General features: G+C 72.8%; 19 protein-coding genes and 1 pseudogene. 10 read left to right on the top strand and 10 right to left on the bottom strand.

The window, feature by feature from the left end:
* Positions 1-467 precede the first annotated feature (467 nt).
* Positions 468-923 (bottom strand): ATP-binding protein, encoded by a 456-nt coding sequence (locus ACZ6NZ_RS29240; RefSeq protein ID WP_465861109.1) that lies wholly within the window; start codon positions 921-923, stop codon positions 468-470.
* Positions 924-1041: 118 nt separating this feature from the next.
* Here ACZ6NZ_RS29240 and macS point away from each other — a divergent pair, with 118 nt between their 5' ends.
* Together macS and ACZ6NZ_RS29230 are read left to right on the top strand one after the other, a co-directional pair.
* On the top strand, positions 1042-2187 hold the full coding sequence (gene macS / locus ACZ6NZ_RS29235; protein WP_465861108.1) for a MacS family sensor histidine kinase: 1146 nt from the start codon (positions 1042-1044) through the stop codon (positions 2185-2187).
* A gap of 23 nt (positions 2188-2210) precedes the next feature.
* On the top strand, positions 2211-2864 hold the full coding sequence (locus ACZ6NZ_RS29230) for a response regulator transcription factor (RefSeq protein ID WP_366608129.1): 654 nt from the start codon (positions 2211-2213) through the stop codon (positions 2862-2864).
* A 7-nt stretch (positions 2865-2871) separates the two neighbouring features.
* Here the strand turns inward: ACZ6NZ_RS29230 and ACZ6NZ_RS29225 are convergent, their stop codons facing one another.
* The 3 genes from ACZ6NZ_RS29225 to ACZ6NZ_RS29215 all read right to left on the bottom strand — a co-directional run bounded on the left by ACZ6NZ_RS29225 (position 2872) and on the right by ACZ6NZ_RS29215 (position 5322).
* Positions 2872-3444, bottom strand: a complete 573-nt coding sequence (locus ACZ6NZ_RS29225) for a DUF5709 domain-containing protein (RefSeq protein WP_366607876.1) — start codon at positions 3442-3444, stop codon at positions 2872-2874.
* Between the two features lie 88 nt (positions 3445-3532).
* The gene (locus ACZ6NZ_RS29220; RefSeq protein ID WP_465861107.1) at positions 3533-4324 is read right to left on the bottom strand and encodes an ATP-binding protein; all 792 of its coding nucleotides are present in this window, start codon (positions 4322-4324) and stop codon (positions 3533-3535) included.
* Complete coding sequence (locus ACZ6NZ_RS29215) at positions 4324-5322, bottom strand: SDR family oxidoreductase (RefSeq protein ID WP_465861106.1); 999 nt, start codon at positions 5320-5322, stop codon at positions 4324-4326. The genes ACZ6NZ_RS29220 and ACZ6NZ_RS29215 overlap by 1 nt, the downstream gene beginning before the upstream one ends.
* A gap of 224 nt (positions 5323-5546) precedes the next feature.
* Between ACZ6NZ_RS29215 and ACZ6NZ_RS29210 the strand changes: the two genes are divergently transcribed.
* Positions 5547-6746, top strand: coding sequence for a glycosyltransferase (locus tag ACZ6NZ_RS29210; protein WP_465861105.1), 1200 nt, complete (start codon positions 5547-5549; stop codon positions 6744-6746).
* Here ACZ6NZ_RS29210 and ACZ6NZ_RS29205 read toward each other — a convergent pair.
* The 4 genes and pseudogenes from ACZ6NZ_RS29205 to aroA form a co-directional block, all read right to left on the bottom strand.
* Positions 6704-7646: pseudogene (locus ACZ6NZ_RS29205) on the bottom strand (hypothetical protein). The gene ACZ6NZ_RS29210 and the pseudogene ACZ6NZ_RS29205 sit on opposite strands and share 43 nt — an antisense overlap.
* Before the next feature lie 59 nt (positions 7647-7705).
* Positions 7706-8524, bottom strand: a complete 819-nt coding sequence (hisN, locus tag ACZ6NZ_RS29200) for a histidinol-phosphatase (RefSeq protein ID WP_465861104.1) — start codon at positions 8522-8524, stop codon at positions 7706-7708.
* Positions 8525-8552: 28 nt separating this feature from the next.
* Complete coding sequence (rsgA, locus tag ACZ6NZ_RS29195; protein ID WP_465861139.1) at positions 8553-9623, bottom strand: ribosome small subunit-dependent GTPase A; 1071 nt, start codon at positions 9621-9623, stop codon at positions 8553-8555.
* An 87-nt stretch (positions 9624-9710) separates the two neighbouring features.
* A complete protein-coding gene (aroA, locus tag ACZ6NZ_RS29190) occupies positions 9711-11009 on the bottom strand; it encodes a 3-phosphoshikimate 1-carboxyvinyltransferase (protein WP_366607886.1) in 1299 nt (432 codons plus the stop codon).
* Between the two features lie 103 nt (positions 11010-11112).
* Here aroA and ACZ6NZ_RS29185 point away from each other — a divergent pair, with 103 nt between their 5' ends.
* From ACZ6NZ_RS29185 to rsrA, 5 genes are all read left to right on the top strand, one after another.
* Positions 11113-11823, top strand: a complete 711-nt coding sequence (locus ACZ6NZ_RS29185) for an SOS response-associated peptidase (RefSeq protein ID WP_465861103.1) — start codon at positions 11113-11115, stop codon at positions 11821-11823.
* 196 nt (positions 11824-12019) lie between these two features.
* Positions 12020-12412, top strand: a complete 393-nt coding sequence (locus ACZ6NZ_RS29180; RefSeq protein ID WP_091406097.1) for a WhiB family transcriptional regulator — start codon at positions 12020-12022, stop codon at positions 12410-12412.
* Between the two features lie 51 nt (positions 12413-12463).
* Positions 12464-13081 (top strand): alpha/beta hydrolase family protein, encoded by a 618-nt coding sequence (locus tag ACZ6NZ_RS29175; RefSeq protein ID WP_366607890.1) that lies wholly within the window; start codon positions 12464-12466, stop codon positions 13079-13081.
* A gap of 236 nt (positions 13082-13317) precedes the next feature.
* Complete coding sequence (locus ACZ6NZ_RS29170; RefSeq protein WP_112583674.1) at positions 13318-14142, top strand: sigma-70 family RNA polymerase sigma factor; 825 nt, start codon at positions 13318-13320, stop codon at positions 14140-14142.
* Position 14143: 1 nt separating this feature from the next.
* Positions 14144-14431 carry a mycothiol system anti-sigma-R factor gene (rsrA, locus tag ACZ6NZ_RS29165; protein ID WP_030490399.1) on the top strand — a complete coding sequence of 96 codons (288 nt, stop codon included), beginning with the start codon at positions 14144-14146 and terminating at the stop codon, positions 14429-14431.
* Between the two features lie 133 nt (positions 14432-14564).
* Here the strand turns inward: rsrA and ACZ6NZ_RS29160 are convergent, their stop codons facing one another.
* Positions 14565-14639: a 50S ribosomal protein bL37 gene (locus ACZ6NZ_RS29160; RefSeq protein WP_369814844.1), complete on the bottom strand. Its 75-nt coding sequence runs from the start codon at positions 14637-14639 to the stop codon at positions 14565-14567.
* 221 nt (positions 14640-14860) lie between these two features.
* Here ACZ6NZ_RS29160 and ACZ6NZ_RS29155 point away from each other — a divergent pair, with 221 nt between their 5' ends.
* Together ACZ6NZ_RS29155 and ACZ6NZ_RS29150 are read left to right on the top strand one after the other, a co-directional pair.
* Positions 14861-15082, top strand: a complete 222-nt coding sequence (locus ACZ6NZ_RS29155; protein WP_366608131.1) for a biotin/lipoyl-binding carrier protein — start codon at positions 14861-14863, stop codon at positions 15080-15082.
* On the top strand, positions 15079-15588 hold the full coding sequence (locus ACZ6NZ_RS29150) for a GNAT family N-acetyltransferase (RefSeq protein WP_465861102.1): 510 nt from the start codon (positions 15079-15081) through the stop codon (positions 15586-15588). Before ACZ6NZ_RS29155 ends, ACZ6NZ_RS29150 begins: the two co-directional genes overlap by 4 nt.
* An 82-nt stretch (positions 15589-15670) precedes the next feature.
* Here ACZ6NZ_RS29150 and ACZ6NZ_RS29145 read toward each other — a convergent pair whose 3' ends face one another.
* The gene (locus ACZ6NZ_RS29145) at positions 15671-16240 is read right to left on the bottom strand and encodes a TetR/AcrR family transcriptional regulator (RefSeq protein ID WP_366607897.1); all 570 of its coding nucleotides are present in this window, start codon (positions 16238-16240) and stop codon (positions 15671-15673) included.
* Positions 16241-16345 lie beyond the last annotated feature (105 nt).

Here is a 16345-nt window from a genome sequence, read left to right as displayed (position 1 = left end):
ACCCCGCGCTCAAGCGCCGCGCCGTGCCCCGCGTGCCGTGCCCCGCGTGCCGTGCCCCGCGTGCCGTGCGCCGTGCGCCGCACCTGTCTGCGTCGATCTTGCAGTTTCGGTTGTCGAAAAACGTGGAATGCCGCTTATGTTGGGACAGTAAGTGCAAGATCGCGGGCAGGTGCGGTGGATCATGGAGTTGTGGTGCCGGGCTTGGCATAATTCGGGGACTTTGTCCCCCACCACAACTCCATGATCGACGGGCTGGGCTGGGGCTGGGCTGGGCTGGGCCGAGGCGGGCTGGGCCGGGCCGAGGCGGGCTGGGCCGGGCCGGGCCGAGGCGGGCTGGGCCGAGCCGAGCCGAGCTGAGGCGGGCCGGATCGGGGCGGGATGGGATCAGGCCGACCCGGGGCGGGCCGGGTCGAGGCGGGCCTGGCCGGGTCTGAGACGGGCGGGCGAGGCCGGCCGGGGTGGGGCGGTTAGTGCGGGGTGGGGCTTTGGTTGGTCAGGCCGGTGGTTATGCGGACGGTGGTGCCGGCGGTGCCGGTGACCACTTCCATCGCGTCGGTCAGCTCGCGGGCCAGCCAGAGGCCCCAGCCGCCGGCGGTGTCCGGGGCGGGCCGACTGCGGTCTCCCAGCCGTTGCGGGCTGATCCCGTGCCCGTGATCGGCGACCTCGCAGACCAGCACACCCGACTCGTGCCAGAGTCGCAGCCAGCCGCGCCCACCGCCGTGCCGCACCGCGTTGGTGATCAATTCGTTGATCGCGAGCACGAAGTCGTCCAGCCGTTGGCCGCTCAGGCCGGAGGCATGCGCGCAGGAGGTGACCGAGTGTCGAATCTCGGTCACCTGGGCCTGGTCAAAGGCTTCGGCGATCAGGAGGGCAGGTTCGATGGGCACAACCGTACGCGGTGCGTGCGGATCTGCGTTTGTCATGGGCCCGTCCCGGCGGCGCATCTCGGATAATTCGCGGCTTTTCCACCGTACGTCAGGGTTTCCTGAACCGCACTCGCTGCTGGCCGTGCGCCGGACCGGTTGTGGCATCCTGACCGCCATGCCGTCGCCGCCGGGTGGGTTCGAGGTGCCGCTGTGGCGTGCGCTCGCCGTGTTCAGGCTGGCCTCCCTGGCGTACGTCTGCGCGCTTGCGGTGCGCGACGCCGACCGGTACGCCCACCCGTACGCCGTCGGTGCTCTGATTCTTCTGATGGTCGCCTGGACCGGCGCGACAGCGGTCGGGTACGCCCGGCCGGCGTGGCGGCGCTGGCCGCTGCTGCTGGCCGACCTCGGGGTGGTGATGGCCATCGTGCTGGCCACCCCGTGGGTGGTCGGCCGGACGGCGCTCGCCCACGGCGTACCCACCCTGGGGGTGGCCTGGATGGCCGGCCCGGTGCTGGCCTGGGCCGTCTCCGGTGGCCGGCGGCGGGGCACTGTCGCCGCGCTGCTGGTCGCCGGCGCGGACCTGGCCACCCGGGAGCGGATCGGTCAGTCCTCGTTCACCGGGGTGATCCTGATGCTGCTGGCCGGGGTGGTGGTCGGGCACGTGGCCCGGCTCGCGGTGCGGGCCGAGGAGCGGTTGCAGCGGGCGGTGGAGTTGGAGGCCGCCACCCGGGAGCGGGAGCGGCTGGCCCGCGACATTCACGACTCGGTGCTCCAGGTGCTGGCGCTGGTGCAGCGGCGCGGCGCCGACCTGCCCGGCGAGGCCGGTGAGCTGGCCCGGCTGGCCGGCGAGCAGGAGGTTGCCCTGCGGGCGCTGATCGCCGGCGCCGGTCCGGCCACCGAGAGCCTCCCGGACGGCGGCGGGAGCCTGCCGGACGGCGGCGAGGCGGTGGACCTGCGGACCCTGCTCGGCCGGTACGCCTCGGCGGCGGTGGCGCTCTCCGCTCCGGCCACCCCGGTGCCGCTGCCCCGACGGGTGGCCGCGGAATTGGCCGCGGCGACCGGGGCGGCGTTGGACAACGTGGGGCGGCACGCCGGTGGGCGGGCCTGGGTGCTGATCGAGGATGAGGGGGCGACGGTGACCGTGTCGATCCGCGACGAGGGGCCGGGTATTCCGGACGGCCGGCTGGACGAGGCGGCCGCCCAGGGTCGGCTCGGCGTGACCCAGTCGATCCGGGGACGGGTGACCGACGTGGGCGGCACCGTGCGGATCGTGTCCGCCCCGGAGGCGGGCACCGAGATCGAGCTGAGCGTGCCGAGGTGACAGCGGCGAACCCGGTCCGGGTGATGGTGGTGGACGACCATCCGATGTGGCGGGAGGGCGTGGCCCGCGACCTGACCGAGGCCGGTTTCCTGGTGGTGGCGACCAGCGGCGAGGGGCGACAGGCCATCCGGGTGGCCGCCGCCGCCCGGCCCGACGTCGTCGTCCTCGACCTGCAACTGCCCGACATCTCCGGCGTCGAGGTGATCCTGGGGTTGCGCGCGGCGCTGCCCGCGGTACGGGTGCTGATGCTCAGCGCCAGCGGCGAGCAGCAGAGCGTGCTGGACGCGGTCAAGGCCGGGGCCACCGGTTACCTGGTGAAGTCGACTGCGCCCGCCGAGTTCCTGGAGGCGGTGCACCGCACCGCCGTCGGCGACGCGGTCTTCACTCCCGGACTGGCCGGGCTGGTCCTCGGCGAGTACCGCCGGCTGGCCGCCGGACCGGGGCGGGGGACCGGCCCGGCCGGCGCTGCCGAACCCGCGACGCCCCAGCTCACCGAGCGGGAGACGGAGGTGCTGCGGCTGGTGGCGAAGGGGATGTCGTACAAGCAGATCGCCCAGCGCCTCGGCCTGTCGCACCGCACGGTGCAGAACCACGTGCAGAACACCCTGGGGAAGCTGCAACTGCACAACCGGGTCGAGCTGACCCGGTACGCCATCGAACGCGGTCTGGACGACTGAGCGGACGTCAGACCGAGCGCGGCGGCTCCGTCTCGTGGATGGCCAGCTCCTCGGCGGTGGCTCCGCCGCCGGCCGATCCGGCGTCGTACGCCACCGAGTCGGTCTCCTGGTCGGTGTGCGCCCCCTCGTCGGGTTCCACCAGCCGACCCACTGTGGCGTCGGCAACGGTGCCGAGCTGACCGTGGTCGTAGAGGGAGACCGGTGAGTTCGGGTCCGAGGTGGGCCCGGGATCCATCACGTCGGCGTCGAGCTGAGCCTCCGCCGCGGCTTCCAGGTTGTCCGCCTCGAAGGCGATCTTCGGGTCGATGGTGCCGGCCAGCGGATCGTCCGCCGGGCGCTCGTAGACCTCACGGTCGAGCTTGTAGTCCAACGACTCACCGTCGAGCTGCTCCTCGGCGGTCGTGCCGAACCGGTCCACCGCCACCGGCGTCCGGTCGCCGGGCAGTTGGGCCGGGTCCGGGCCGTCCGCCTCGCGCCCGGTGAGGACGTCGTCGTTGGCGGTCGAGTCGTCATCGGCGGTGTCGGGCAGCCCTTGCGCCTCGGTGTCGGACACGGGGGTCGGGAACTCGTTGTCGCGCATGTCTGATCACTACCCGCTGCCCTGCCGCCGTAACCGGGCGGCAGTCGACGGTACGGCGCCGAATCGGGCGCCGACGGCGAAAGCCCCGTCAGGCGGCCTCGTCGTCGGGGTGCAGCACACACCAGACGACCTTGCCGTCCGGTACGGCAGTGCTGCCCCAGCGGCGGGTCACCGTGTCGATCAGCAGCAGTCCCCGGCCGCCGGCCCGGTCCGGTGGTGACAACCCGGCGAACGTCGGCTGACGCGGGGAGTAATCGCGCACCGCCAGGTGCAGGGTGGTCTCCCGGGGGGCCAGCCGCACCGTCATCGGGGTCCGGGCGTGCGCCACCACGTTGTTGACCATCTCGGTGATCGCGATGCACGCCGGGTCGGCGAGCGTCGGTATACCCCAGCGCTCGCAACCGGCGGTGACCAGCTCGCGAGCCTGCCGGGCGGCGCCCACCGCCGGAGCCAGCTCGGCGGTGAGGACCGCCGCCAGCGGCGTCGCCGCCACAGCGGCCAGCGCCCCGTCGAGCGTGGGCCAGGCCGGCACCCCGGCGAGCGCGGCGTCCGGCTGGGCGGGCCGGTCGACCGCCGGGTCACACAGCAGCAGGTCAGCGGCGGGCCAGTCGGCGACCTCCCGGCGTACGTCGGCGAAGACGCCGCGCCCGGCCGGGTCGACGACCCGCAGACCGGTCACGTCGGCCACCACCGGGCCGGGCCGGTCCGCCAGGCGGGCGAGCAGCGCGTCGCGTACCGCCTCGGTGCCGGCGGCATCGAGCACACCGGTCAGCCGGACCACCGCTGACGACTCGACGATTTCCACCAGACAGCGCGACATGATCGCCTGATTGTGCGCGTTGGTGACGGCCAGCGCATTCGGGCGCTCGACATCGGCCATCAGCGGCCCGACCGGGAGCGGCGGTTGATGGCCGCCAGGGTGCCGACAGCCGTGCCGGCGGCGGCCAGGCCGAACGCGGCGGTCATCCGCGCCAACTGTCGCCGCCGACCGTGCCAGCCACCGTCCTCGCGCGCCTGAGCATCGGGTTGGAACACGTTGCCGCTGCTGTCCGGTCGGGCCCCCGGGCCGAACTGGGTGCGGTGGGCGTACCAGCCGAGGGTGCGCTCGACCAGCGCGGGCGCCAGCCGCCACTGCAGGCCGATCAGCCGGGCCGCGCCGCCGGCGTACGCCTCGCGGCGAGGCCGGCGCAGCAGCCGGACGATGGTCTCGGCCACCACCTCCGGCGGGTAGATCGGAGGAGGTGGCACCAGCTCCCGGCCGCTGTGGTTGCCGGTGTGCCGGAAGAACGGGGTGTCGATCGTGGCCGGCAGCACGGTGCAGACGGAGATGTGACCGCGGCCGGTGACCCGCAGCTCCTGTCGGACGGTGTCGGCCAGCCCCCGGATGCCGTGCTTGGTGGCGTTGTACGCCGACTGGTACGGCATTGCCACCTCGGCCAGCACGGAGGCGTTGTTGACCAGCACGCCGCCACCCGCCGCACCCAGGTAGGGCAGGGCCGCCTTGATGCCGTGCACCGTCCCGAGCAGGTTCACCTCCAGCACCCGGCGGAACTCGGCGACCGGGATCTCGTCGAACAGCCCCACCGCGCTGACCGCGGCGTTGTTCACCCAGGCGTCGATCCGGCCGAACTCGGCCGCCGCCTGGTCGGCCAGCCGCCGCACCGACTCCAACTCGGTGACGTCGGTCGGTACGACCAGCGCCCGACCGCCCAACGCCTGGCAGCGCTGCGCGACGTGCAGCAGGGCCGGCTCGCTGCGGGCGGCCAGCACGACGGCGGCACCACGGCGGGCCAGCGCGTACGCGGTCGCCGTGCCGATCCCGCTGGACGCACCGGTGATCACCACTGTCGAATCGTCGAGACTGCGGGTCAGCGGCATTTCTGAGCGGTACCCCCGGCCGGGCCTGGTCACACCGGCGACGGCTTGTCGATCATCGTCGAAGCGTGCTGTCGCGTGTCGCGTGTGCTTGTCGTGGCGCAAGTGTCGGTGGCACTCGCGGGGACTCTTCCTGATCTGCCAGGTTTCGGCTCAGCGTCGCGGGGTTAATGGGACGCTCTGACCGGGAGGACCACCGCCGAGGAAAGATCGCAGGGAGGTGACCCATGCGCGTCGGCCTCGTCTGCGCGCACGCCAGTTCCTACCGCCACGCCGACGGCCCGCCGGTAGGCACCCGACAGCACACCGCGAGGGTCGCCGCCGAGCTGGCCGAGCGAGGCCATGACGTTCGGCTCTACGTGCGCCGGGACAACCCGGCGCTGCCGGCGACGATGACCGTCGACGGTTACCAGGTGCACCAGGTGCCCGCCGGCCCGCCCACCCCACTGCCCACCGTCGAGCTGATCCCGTACGTGACGGAGGTCGGCCGGTGGCTGGCCGACGAGTGGTCGGGTTCCTGGCGGCCCGAGGTGGTGCACGGGCACTACTGGGTCGGTGGCCTGGCCGCCGCGCACGCCGTCCGGGAGACCGACATCCCGGTGGTGCAGACGTTCCACTCGCTCGGCATCGAGCAGCTGCGTCATCTGGGTGGTCACTACGACGGGCCGGGCCAGCGGATCACGCTGGAGCGCGCGCTGACCCGGGCCGTCGACATCGCCGTGGCCCAGTCCAACGACGAGGTCGACGAGCTGACCCGGATGGGTCTGCAACGCAGCTCGGTCGCGTTGGTGCCGGCCGGCGTCGACATCGACCTGTTCCATCCCGACGGCGAGGCGGCACCGCGCGAACAGCGGTCCCGGATCCTCTCGGTGGGCTCGCTGGCCGCCGGGCACGGCCAGGAGGACCTGATCCGGGCGATGCGGCTGGTCGGTGACGCCGAGCTGGTGATCGCCGGCGGGCCGCCGGCCGACCAGTTGGTCAACCACGCCGAGGCGCGACGGCTGCGCGAGTTGGCCGAACAGCTCGGCGTCGTCGACCAGGTACGGCTCGTCGGGGCGGTGCCGCACGACCAGATGGCCACCTGGTACCGGTCGGCGGACGTGGTCGCCTGCACGCCGCACTACTCCTCGGCCGGACGGGTCTCGCTGGAGGCGATGGCCTGCGGTGTGCCGGTGATCGGCTACGCGATGGGCGGCCTGGCGGACGCCGTCGTCGACGAGGTCACCGGCCGCCTGGTGCCCCCCGGTGACGTGCGGGCGCTCGGAGTGTCGCTGCGCCGGCTGCTGGCCGACAACGCCGGTCGGTTCGCGTACGGGCACGCCGCGGTGGACCGGGTGCGCAGCAGCTACACCTGGGAACGGACCGCCGGTGCGCTGGAGCGCCTCTACGAACGGGTGGTGAGCCGCCGCAAGCCCGTCGAGGCGTGAGTCGGCGGTGCCGCGGCACCTCGACCATGGTGTGGTGCCGGACGGTCAGCCCGGCTGGCCGGCACCGACCATGGCGGGGTCCCGACGGCGGGTCACCGACCGGTGCTGCTGCGGTTCGGCGTACCGGGTCAGGCCGATCACCGCGGCCAGGGTCACCAGGAAGCCGACCGCGGCCAGCCACTCCCGGCCCGGCCAGATCTTGTCGTTGAGCAGCAGCAGGCCGACGATCGCGGCCGGCACCGCGCCGGCGGCGTCCATCGCGGCGACCGCGGCGGTCGTCGAACCGCGCTGCATGGCCAGACCGAGCAGCAGTTGACCCACGATCGAGTGGGCGATCAGCAGGTAGAACAGCGGGTCGGCGAGGAACGCCTCGGCGGACGGCGCGGATGCCAGTGGCCGGGCGGCGACAGCGGCCGAGCTGAACGCCAGCCCGGCCAGTGAGCCGAGGGCCACCGAACCCGGCGCCCCGTGCAGCCGGACGGCGAAGAAGCCGAGCACCGCGATCACGCCCAGCGCCACCAGCAGGGCGATCGAGCCGGCGGTGCCGAGCTGCTTCGACGGCGCCGGTCGGGCGGACAGCACCAGCGCGGTGATCCCCGCGAAGAGCAGCGCCAGCAGCACCACCTCCGCCGCCGGCAGCCGCCACTTCAACACCAGCACCCCGAGGATGGCGGTCACCCCGAGCCCGGCGGCCACGCTGGCCTGCACGAGGAACAGCGGCAGGTCCCGCCGGGCCAAAAAGGCGAGCACGAAACCGGCGATCTGACAGCCGAGACCGACCAGGTACGTCCGGTGCCCGGCGAGGCGCAGCAGCAGGCCCGGATCGAAGGTGTGGTGGACGGTGGTGCGGGCCGCCGCCACCGACTGGAGCAGGTTGGCGAAGCCGTAGGCGACGATCATCGCCGCGAGGAAACACCAACCGGAGGAGACCACCTGGCGAGGATAGAGGTTGCCGGGGGTCAGCGCTCGGTTGGTCGGTTGAGCCGCACGAGGATGTCGGCGTGCAGCACACCGTTGGTGGCGACCACGCTGCTGTCGGTGCCCGGAGCGCCGGCGGGAGCCGGTTGTCCGCCCAGATCCGTGACGGTGCCACCCGCCTCCGTGACGATCGGCACCAACGCCGCCACGTCCCACACCGACAACTCCGGCTCGACCATCACGTCCAGTGCCCCCTCGGCCAACAGCATGTAGCCGTAGAAGTCGCCGTACGCCCGGCTGCGCCAGCTGTCCCGCATCAGGTCGAGCACCGCGTCGAGCCGCCCGGTCTCCTCCCACCCGTTCAGCGACGAGTAGCAGAAGCTGGCATCCGCCACCCCGCGCACCGCGGACACGCCGATCCGCTCACCGGCCGTGGGACCCGGCCCGGCGTACGCGCCCGCGCCCGCGCTGGCCCACCAGCGTCGTCCGAGCGCCGGTGCGGACACCACGCCGACCGCCGGCCGGTCGCCGTCGTAGAGCGCGATCAGGGTGGCCCAGATCGGCACGCCACGGACGAAGTTCTTGGTGCCGTCGATCGGGTCGATGATCCACCGGCGGCCGTTCGGGTCGGCGGACGGCTGCGCGCCGAACTCCTCACCGAGCAGCCCGTCGGCCGGTCGTCGCTCGGCCAACAGGGCGCGGATCTCCCGCTCCACCGCGGTGTCCGCGTCCGAGACCGGGGTCAGGTCGGGCTTCGCCTCGACGCGCAGGTCGAGCGCGCGGAACCGGGCCGTGGCGATGGCGTCGGCCCGGTCGGCGAGCAGGTGGGCGAGGGCGAGGTCGTCGGCGTACCCGGTCATGCCGGCAACCTAGCCCACGCTCGTCGGGTCACTCGTCCGGGCCGCGCCGGTCACCCTCGCCGGGGCCGCGCTGGTCGCTGTCGCCGCGCGAGTCACCCTCGCCGGCCCGGGAGGCCAGCAACCGACGGTACGAGGCCAACCGGCGCGGGTCGGCCTTGCCGGCGGCCACCCAGGCGTCCAGCCCGCACTCGGCCTCGTCGGCCGTGTGGGGACAGTTCGGTGGGCAGTCGACGGTGCCCTCGACCAGGTCCGGAAAGCCGTGCAGCAGGCTGTCGGCCGACACGTGCGCCAACCCGAAGCTGCGGATCCCGGGGGTGTCGATGATCCAACCCGGGTCGGTGTCGACCCCGGGCACCGGTGGCAGCCGCAGCGCCACCGCGCTGGTCGAGGTGTGCCGGCCCCGGCCGATCGCGCTGACCACGCCGACCGCGCGCAGCGCGTCCGGAACGAGGCGGTTGACCAGCGTCGACTTGCCCACGCCGGAGTGCCCGACCAGCACCGACACCTTGCCGCTGAGCAGCGCGCGGAGCGCGTCGAGGTCGGAGTCGGGGCGGTTGAGCACGTACGGCAGCTCCAGCTCGGTGTAGTAGCCGAGCACCTCCTCCGGCCCGGCCAGGTCGGCCTTGGTGAGGCAGAGCAACGGCTCGACGTCCGCGTCGTACGCGGCCACCAGGCAGCGGTCGATGAACCCGGTGCGCGGCGGTGGGTCGGCCAAGGCGCTCACGATCACCAACTGGTCCGCGTTGGCCACCACGACCCGTTCCAGCCGACCCTCGGCGGTGCTCTCGTCGTCGTCGGCGGTGCGGCGCAGCACCGAGCGGCGTTCGGCGATCCGGACGATGCGGGCGAGCGCGCCCTCCGCCCCGGAGGTGTCGCCGACCAGACTGACCCGGTCACCGACGACCACCGACTTGCGGCCCAACTCGCGGGCCCGCATGGCGGTGACAGTGGGCAGCTCGGCGCCGACCACGCCGCGTTCGGCCCCGGAGAGCACGCAGGTGTAGCGCCCCCGGTCGACGGCGATGACGAACCCGTCGACCGCGTCGGCGTGCTGCGGGCGGGTGCGCGTACGTGGGCGCGACGACTTTCCGGGCCGCACCCGCACGTCGTCCTCGTCGTACTCCCGCCGTTTGGTCGCCAGGACCTGTCCTCTTCTCGCGTCAGCTCTTACTGAGCGTCCGGACGCTCACTTGCCGGTCACCATCGCTGACCATAGTGCCGGGAACTCGGGCATGGTCTTGGAGGTACACCCCACGTCGTCCACCTCGATGCCCGGCACGGCGAGCCCGGCCACCGCGGCGGCGTGCGCCATGCGGTGGTCGTGGTAGGTGCGGAAGACGCCGCCGCGCAGCGGTCGGGGCCGGATCTCCAACCCGTCAGGCGTTTCGGTGATGTCCGCTCCGAGCCCGCCGAACTCGCGCGCGAGCGCGGCGAGCCGGTCGGTCTCGTGGCCGCGGATGTGCCCGACGCCGGTGAAGACCGACGGCGAGTCGGCCAGCATGGCCAGCGCGGTCAGCACGAGGGTCAGCTCGCCCACGTCGGAGAGGTCGGCGGTCAGGCCGTGCACGACGCCGGTGCCACGGACGGTCAGCCCGTTGGTGGAGAGGGCGACCTCGCCGCCCATCCGCTGCAGCAGCGAGCGGAGTTTCTCGATCGGCTGCCCGCTGCTGTGCGGCCAGCCCTGAAGGGTGACCTCGCCGCCGGTGACCAGTGCGGCGGCGAAGAACGGCACGGCGCCGGAGAGGTCCGGTTCGATGTCCCAGCCGCGCCCGGTGAGTGGGCCGGGCTCGACGGCCCAGACGTCGGGGGTGCTGTCGTCGACCGCCGCACCGGCGGCCCGCAGCATCTGCACCGTCATCCGGAGATGCGGCGCGGAGGGCACCGGCGGCCCGACGTGGCGGACCACGACGCCCCGGTCGAAGCGCGGGGCGGCCAGCAACAGCCCGGAGACGAGTTGGCTGGATGCGGACGCGTCGATCACGACCTCGCCGCCGGTGACCCGGCCGGTGCCGAGCACGGTCAGCGGCAGGCTGCCGGTGCCGGTGACGTCGATCCGGACGCCCAGCGAGCGCAGCGCGTCGACCAGCGGGCCGAGGGGGCGGGTGCGCACGTACGGGTCACCGTCGAGGGTGACCTGCCCGTCGGCCAGGCCCGCCACCGGTGGCACGAACCGCATCACGGTGCCGGCCAGCCCGACGTCGACGTGGGCGGGACCGGCCAGCGGGTGCGGTCGGACCAGCCAGCGCTCGTCGTCGCTGATCGAGACGTGCGCGCCCATCGCCCGCAGGCCGGCGGCCATCAACTCGGTGTCGCGGGCGCGCAGTGGCCGGGCCAGCGTCGACGGGCCGGCGGCCAGCGCGCTGAGCACCAGGGCCCGGGCGGTCATCGATTTGGAACCGGGCAGGCGCAGCGTCGCCGCCACCGGGTCGGATGCGGTCGGTGCGGTCCACGGCTGCGGCGGCCGGGTCGCGGTCAGGTTGCCCACCGTTACATTCTGCCGTGTCGGCGGGCGGGCGGCGGCACCCGGCTTTCGTACTCCCGGTTGGCGGGACAGCCGACAGGGCCTCCGACGCGTTAGCGTGTGCCCCATGTGCGGCAGGTACGCGACGACCCGGAGCTCCGGTGAGCTGAGCGCGCTGTTCGAGTCGTCCGACGACTCCGACGGCCTGGTTCGGCCGGACCACAACGTCGCGCCGACCGACCCGGTGCCGCTGGTCCGGGTCAGCCCGCAGGGGCATCGCAGCCTCTGCGTCGGCCGCTGGGGCCTGCTGCCGCACTGGTCCCGGTCCGCGTCGGGAGCCGCCCGGATGATCAACGCGCGGGCGGAGACGGTGGCCACCAGCCGGGCGTACGCCGGTTCCTTCTCCCGCCGCCGTTGCCTGGTCCCGGCCGACGGCTGGTACGAGTGGGTCCGGCTGCCCGACGGCGGGCGACAGGCGTACTTCATGACGCCCCGGGACGGTTCGGTGCTCGCGCTGGCCGGCATCTGGTCGGTCTGGGAGTCCGACGCCGAGACCCGGCTCACCTTCAGCGTGCTGACCACCACCGCACTCGGCGACCTGGCCGAGGTGCACGACCGGATGCCGGTGCTGCTGCCACCGCAGCGGTGGTCGTCGTGGCTCGCGCCGACCGACGAGCCGGGGCGGCTGCTCGCCGCGGCGTCGGCGGAGCAGTTGGCGGGCTTGGAGATCCGGCCGGTGGGTGCGGCGGTGGGGGACGTTCGTAACGACGGGCCACAGCTGACCGCGCGGGTGCCGGTGGCGCCGATGGTGTCACCGCAGGAGCTGACGCTGTTCTGACGGCGCGGCGCATAGTCGGTCACCGATTTGCCAGGGTTACGCGCGATTCGTCTCCTGACTGTTCAGTCATGTTCCCGGCAGACCCTTGTCCCGAGGTTGCGAAGTGCGATAGAACACAGCGCCGGTAGTGGCTGTCGGTCCGCACGGGGCGGACGACGTCCACAGCTTTTGCCGGTCCCACGGGGGAGGTGGGTGGATGACACGGGCACGTATGCCGCGCCCGCACGAGGTGGCAGCGGCGCGGCGAGATCCGCGGTTGCTGCGGGCCGTGCGAGAACGGCGACAGGACGACGCGTGGCGCACCAGAGGAACGTGCCAGAGCGTCGATCCGGAGACATTCTTTCCGGCACCGAACGAGCCGGCGGACGCCGCCGTCGCGTTGTGTCGCAGTTGTGACGTGCAGGGGTCCTGCCTCGCGTGGGCCCTCGACGTCGGTGACTGCCACGGCGTGTGGGGCGGCACCACGCCACGGGAACGGCGGGCGATGCTGGTCGCCTGGCGCGGCGAGGTCGAACCCGATCCGGACGCCATCGACGACGCCGGTCCACCGGTGCGAGACCGACTGCTCGCCCTGGTCCCGCTGAGCTGATCGGCGGCCCGGTTCGCACCCGACACCCGTCCGGCGGCGCAGAATAGGCCGGTGCCAGCCAGCAACGAGATCGACACCCCGCGCGGCCCGGCGTGGATCGACACCGACCTGCCGGGCCGCCCGGCCAGCGCCCTGCTCGTCCTCGGGCACGGCGCGGGCGGCAGCGTCGACGCACCCGACCTGCTCGCGGTCCGGGACGCGTCGGTGGCGGCCGGCCTGGCCGTGGTCCGGGTGACGCAGCCCTACCGGGTCGCCGGTCGGCGTGCGCCGGCACCGGCGGGTCACCTCGACGAGGCCTGGACGGCGGTGCTCGCCGAGCTGCGCGCCCGGCACGCCGACGTGCCGACGGTGGTGGTCGGTGGGCGTTCCAGCGGCGCACGGGTGGCCTGTCGGACGGCCCGTGCGGTGGGTGCGGTGGGCGTTGTCGCACTGGCCTTTCCACTGCACCCGCCCGGCCGACCGGAACGCTCCCGCGCCGCCGAACTGGGCACCGGCCTGCCGACGTTGGTCGTCAACGGCGACCGCGATCCGTTCGGGACGCCGGAGCCGGGGCCGGCCGTGCAGGTGGTGAGTCGTCCCGGTGAGACGCACGACCTGCGTCGCGATCCGGCCGGCACCGCCGCCGCCGTGCGCGACTGGCTGTCCGCCCAGGGCTGGGCGGACAGCTGACCCGTCGCGCCCGGCTCGCCGGGTGGACCGTTTCCGGCGCGGGCACGGTTCGTTGCATCCGTTGGTGCCGCCGGCCCGAGCAGGGCCGGTGACACCAGTCCTCCCAGGCCCTTCCTGGTCCCAGCGCCGGCCGCCGTCGGGGCCGGGACCAGGAACGGGGAGGAGACGGCCGGAATGCCCCAGTGGTCATCTCGCGTTACAACCCCCGGACGACTTTTCTGCGAGGGGGGTGACCGGTGCCAACCGAGACACGAAGCCTGGAACGGGACGAGCGGGACGCCCGGCAGCTGAAGCGGCTGCTGGACGGCCCGGAGTGGCCCGCGACGGCGGGACCGGGCGGGGTGGGTGCGGTGAGCACGGGCACACCGGCCGGAAGTGAATCTGCGGGCAGGTCCGTGCGCGTATCCTCGGCGGGAAAGCATCCGACGCGAGGGGATGTGCGGTTGACCACCGAGAAGACGGACGAGCGCAGGGCCCGATTCGAGCGGGACGCGATGCCATTCGTCGATCAGCTCTACGCTGCTGGGCTGCGGATGACACGCAACCCGGCGGATGCCGAGGACCTGGTCCAGGAGACGTACCTGAAGGCGTACGCGGCCTTCCACCAGTTCGAGCAGGGCACGAACCTCAAGGCCTGGCTCTACCGGATCCTGACCAACACCTACATCAACTCCTACCGCAAGCGGCAGCGCCAGCCGATCCAGGCGCCCACCGAGGAGATCACCGACTGGCAGTTGGCCGAGGCTGAGTCGCACACCTCCAGCGGGTTGCGCTCGGCCGAGACCGAGGCACTGGACCGGCTGCCGGACAGTGACGTGAAGGAGGCCCTCCAGCAGTTGCCGGAGGAGTTCCGCCTGGCCGTCTACCTCACCGACGTCGAGGGCTTCTCCTACAAGGAGGTCGCGGACATCATGGGCACGCCGATCGGCACCGTGATGTCGCGTCTGCACCGGGGCCGTCGTAATCTGCGCAAGCTGCTTGAGCGTTACGCGGGCGAGCGGGGCTTCAGCGCCGCCCGCTCGGCGAAGGGCTCGACCGCCGCTGCCGGCCGGGAGGTGTGACGTGAGCTGTGGGGAGCCGCACGAGACGGACTGCCGCGAAGTGCTCGCAGAGGTGTATCTCTACCTGGATCTGGAGTGCGCCGACGAGCGTCGCTCGCTGATCCGGCACCACCTGGACGAGTGCGGGCCCTGCCTGCGCGAGTACGGGCTGGAGCAGGAGGTGCGGGCGCTGGTGGCGCGTTGCTGTGGCAACGAGACCGCGCCGGATCAGCTGCGTGAGCGGCTGCGGGTCAAGCTCACCGAGCTGGTGGTCTTCGAGACCAGCGACTCCCGTGAGCTGGCCGACTGATCGTTTGCGCCGGCCGACTGTGCGTCGGCACCAAATGGCAAGACCGGTGGCCCGGGTCGATGTCGACCCGGGCCACCGGTGTACCCGGCCTCGGCCGGCTGAGCGGCGACGGGCAGTTGGCCCGCCGACCTGTTCAGGAGTTGGGACGCTTGCCGTGGTTCGCGGCGCTCTTCTTACGAGCCTTCTTCTTCCGGGACTTCTTCGCCATGCTGACCTCCTCGTGATGGGTCGGATCCGTCCTGCGCACGACCTCGGCGCGGATGCGGCCACCGGCGGTCCGGCGTCGGGTCCGACCCGCTGATGGTAGTGCGGTCGACACCCGCCGCCTTCCCCAGGGCGGGCCTGTCATCCCGGCTGCGTCGCTGCCCGCCCACCGCCGGTCGGCGCATGATTGGATACATCGGCAGGCACGTCGCGAAGAGGGAGGGCCTGGACATGGCCGAGGAGATCCGCGCCGAGATGGTGGCCAACGTCTGGAAGGTCGTCGCCACGGCGGGTGACACGGTGACCGAGGGCGACACCCTGGTGATCCTCGAGTCGATGAAGATGGAGATCCCGGTCGTCGCCGAGTCCGACGGAGTGCTCCAGCAGCTCGCCGTCAACGAGGGCGACGTCGTGCAGGACGGTGACCTGATCGCCGTGATCGCTTGACCGGGCTGCGGGTCCGTTCGGCCGAGTCGGTCGACTTCCCCGCGGTGGCCCGGCTGACAGTGGCCGCGTACGAGGCGGACGGCCAGCTCAAGGGCGAACACGGGTACGGCGAGGTGCTGGCCGACGTGTCGACCCGGGCGGCCAGCGGCGAGGTGCTGGTCGCTGTCGACGAGGTGACCGGGGCGGTGCTCGGCTCGGTCACGTTCGTGCTGCCGGGCAGCCCGTTCGCCGAGCTGGCCGGGCCGGGCGAGGCCGAGTTCCGGATGCTCGCCGTCGATCCGGGCGCTCAGGGGCGGGGTGTGGGTGCCGCACTGGTCGAGGCGTGTGTCGACCGGGCGACCGGGTTGGGTTGCACGGCGGTGGCGATCTGCGTACGGGCGGGGATGGCCGATTCGGCGCACCGGCTCTACTCGCGGCGTGGTTTCGTCCGTTCGCCGGAGAAGGACTGGTCACCATTGCCGGGTGTGGACCTGCTCGGCCTCCGGCTGGAGCTGACGCGCGGCTGAGCCGGCGATCGGCGGACGCGGCTCGGCCGGCCGGCCGGCGGGTCACCGACAGGCCGGACCGGCCGCATCGATCACGAGATGGTCAGGCGTCCGTGCCGATGGCGGCCAGCAACTCGTCGGCCACCTCCAGGGCGATCTTGCGGCGTTCGTCGTCGCTGATGTGCGGTGCGCGCAACGCGAACCAGCTGCCGTGCACCGCGAACAGGGACAGGGTGGCGCGCAGTTGGGCTCGGGGGGAGTCGTCGCCCCGGCAGAGCGCGTCGGCGAGGGTCATCATCCGGCCGCGCATCTGCTGGCCGGCGGTGAGACTCTTCAGCACCGTCTGGTTCTGCTCGAAGAAGCGCATCACCGACGGCATCTCGCCGCCGAACATCGTCTCGGCGTAGCGGGCGACGAGCTCGCGCCGGGTTTCCAGGGTCGCGGGCTGCGACTCGGCCCAGGCGGTCAGCGCGTCGATCTGCTCCAGTCGGTCCTCGACGAAGCTGGCGACGATGTCGTCCTTGCTCTTGAAGTGGTAGTAGAGCGCGGCCTTGGTGACGTTGAGGCGCTCGGCGATCTCCCGGAGCGAGGTCTTCTCGTACCCCTGCTCGGTGAAGAGCTCGAGCGCGACGGCCTTGATCCGTTCCCGCGTCCCGCCTGTGCTCTCGCTCACGCACGCCCCCCAAATGGCTTGACCGTTGCTGATACCCAACTTACCGTGCGGCTAGTAAGGTGACTAGCCGGGCGGCAAGTAAGTACGGCAATCCTCGGGGGGAGC

Source organism: Micromonospora sp. NPDC047756 (assembly GCF_055587245.1).
This window is presented reverse-complemented; position numbering and strand designations above follow the sequence as displayed.

Excerpts from the sequence above, each read along its gene's own strand:
- ACZ6NZ_RS29240 (WP_465861109.1), bottom strand. The coding sequence starts at position 923 with ATGACAAACGCAGATCCGCACGCACCGCGTACGGTTGTGCCCATCGAA.
- macS (WP_465861108.1), top strand. The coding sequence starts at position 1,042 with ATGCCGTCGCCGCCGGGTGGGTTCGAGGTGCCGCTGTGGCGTGCGCTC.
- ACZ6NZ_RS29230 (WP_366608129.1), top strand. The coding sequence starts at position 2,211 with ATGGTGGTGGACGACCATCCGATGTGGCGGGAGGGCGTGGCCCGCGAC.
- ACZ6NZ_RS29225 (WP_366607876.1), bottom strand. The coding sequence starts at position 3,444 with ATGCGCGACAACGAGTTCCCGACCCCCGTGTCCGACACCGAGGCGCAA.
- ACZ6NZ_RS29220 (WP_465861107.1), bottom strand. The coding sequence starts at position 4,324 with ATGGCCGATGTCGAGCGCCCGAATGCGCTGGCCGTCACCAACGCGCAC.
- ACZ6NZ_RS29215 (WP_465861106.1), bottom strand. The coding sequence starts at position 5,322 with ATGCCGCTGACCCGCAGTCTCGACGATTCGACAGTGGTGATCACCGGT.
- ACZ6NZ_RS29210 (WP_465861105.1), top strand. The coding sequence starts at position 5,547 with ATGCGCGTCGGCCTCGTCTGCGCGCACGCCAGTTCCTACCGCCACGCC.
- hisN (WP_465861104.1), bottom strand. The coding sequence starts at position 8,524 with ATGACCGGGTACGCCGACGACCTCGCCCTCGCCCACCTGCTCGCCGAC.
- ACZ6NZ_RS29185 (WP_465861103.1), top strand. The coding sequence starts at position 11,113 with ATGTGCGGCAGGTACGCGACGACCCGGAGCTCCGGTGAGCTGAGCGCG.
- ACZ6NZ_RS29180 (WP_091406097.1), top strand. The coding sequence starts at position 12,020 with ATGACACGGGCACGTATGCCGCGCCCGCACGAGGTGGCAGCGGCGCGG.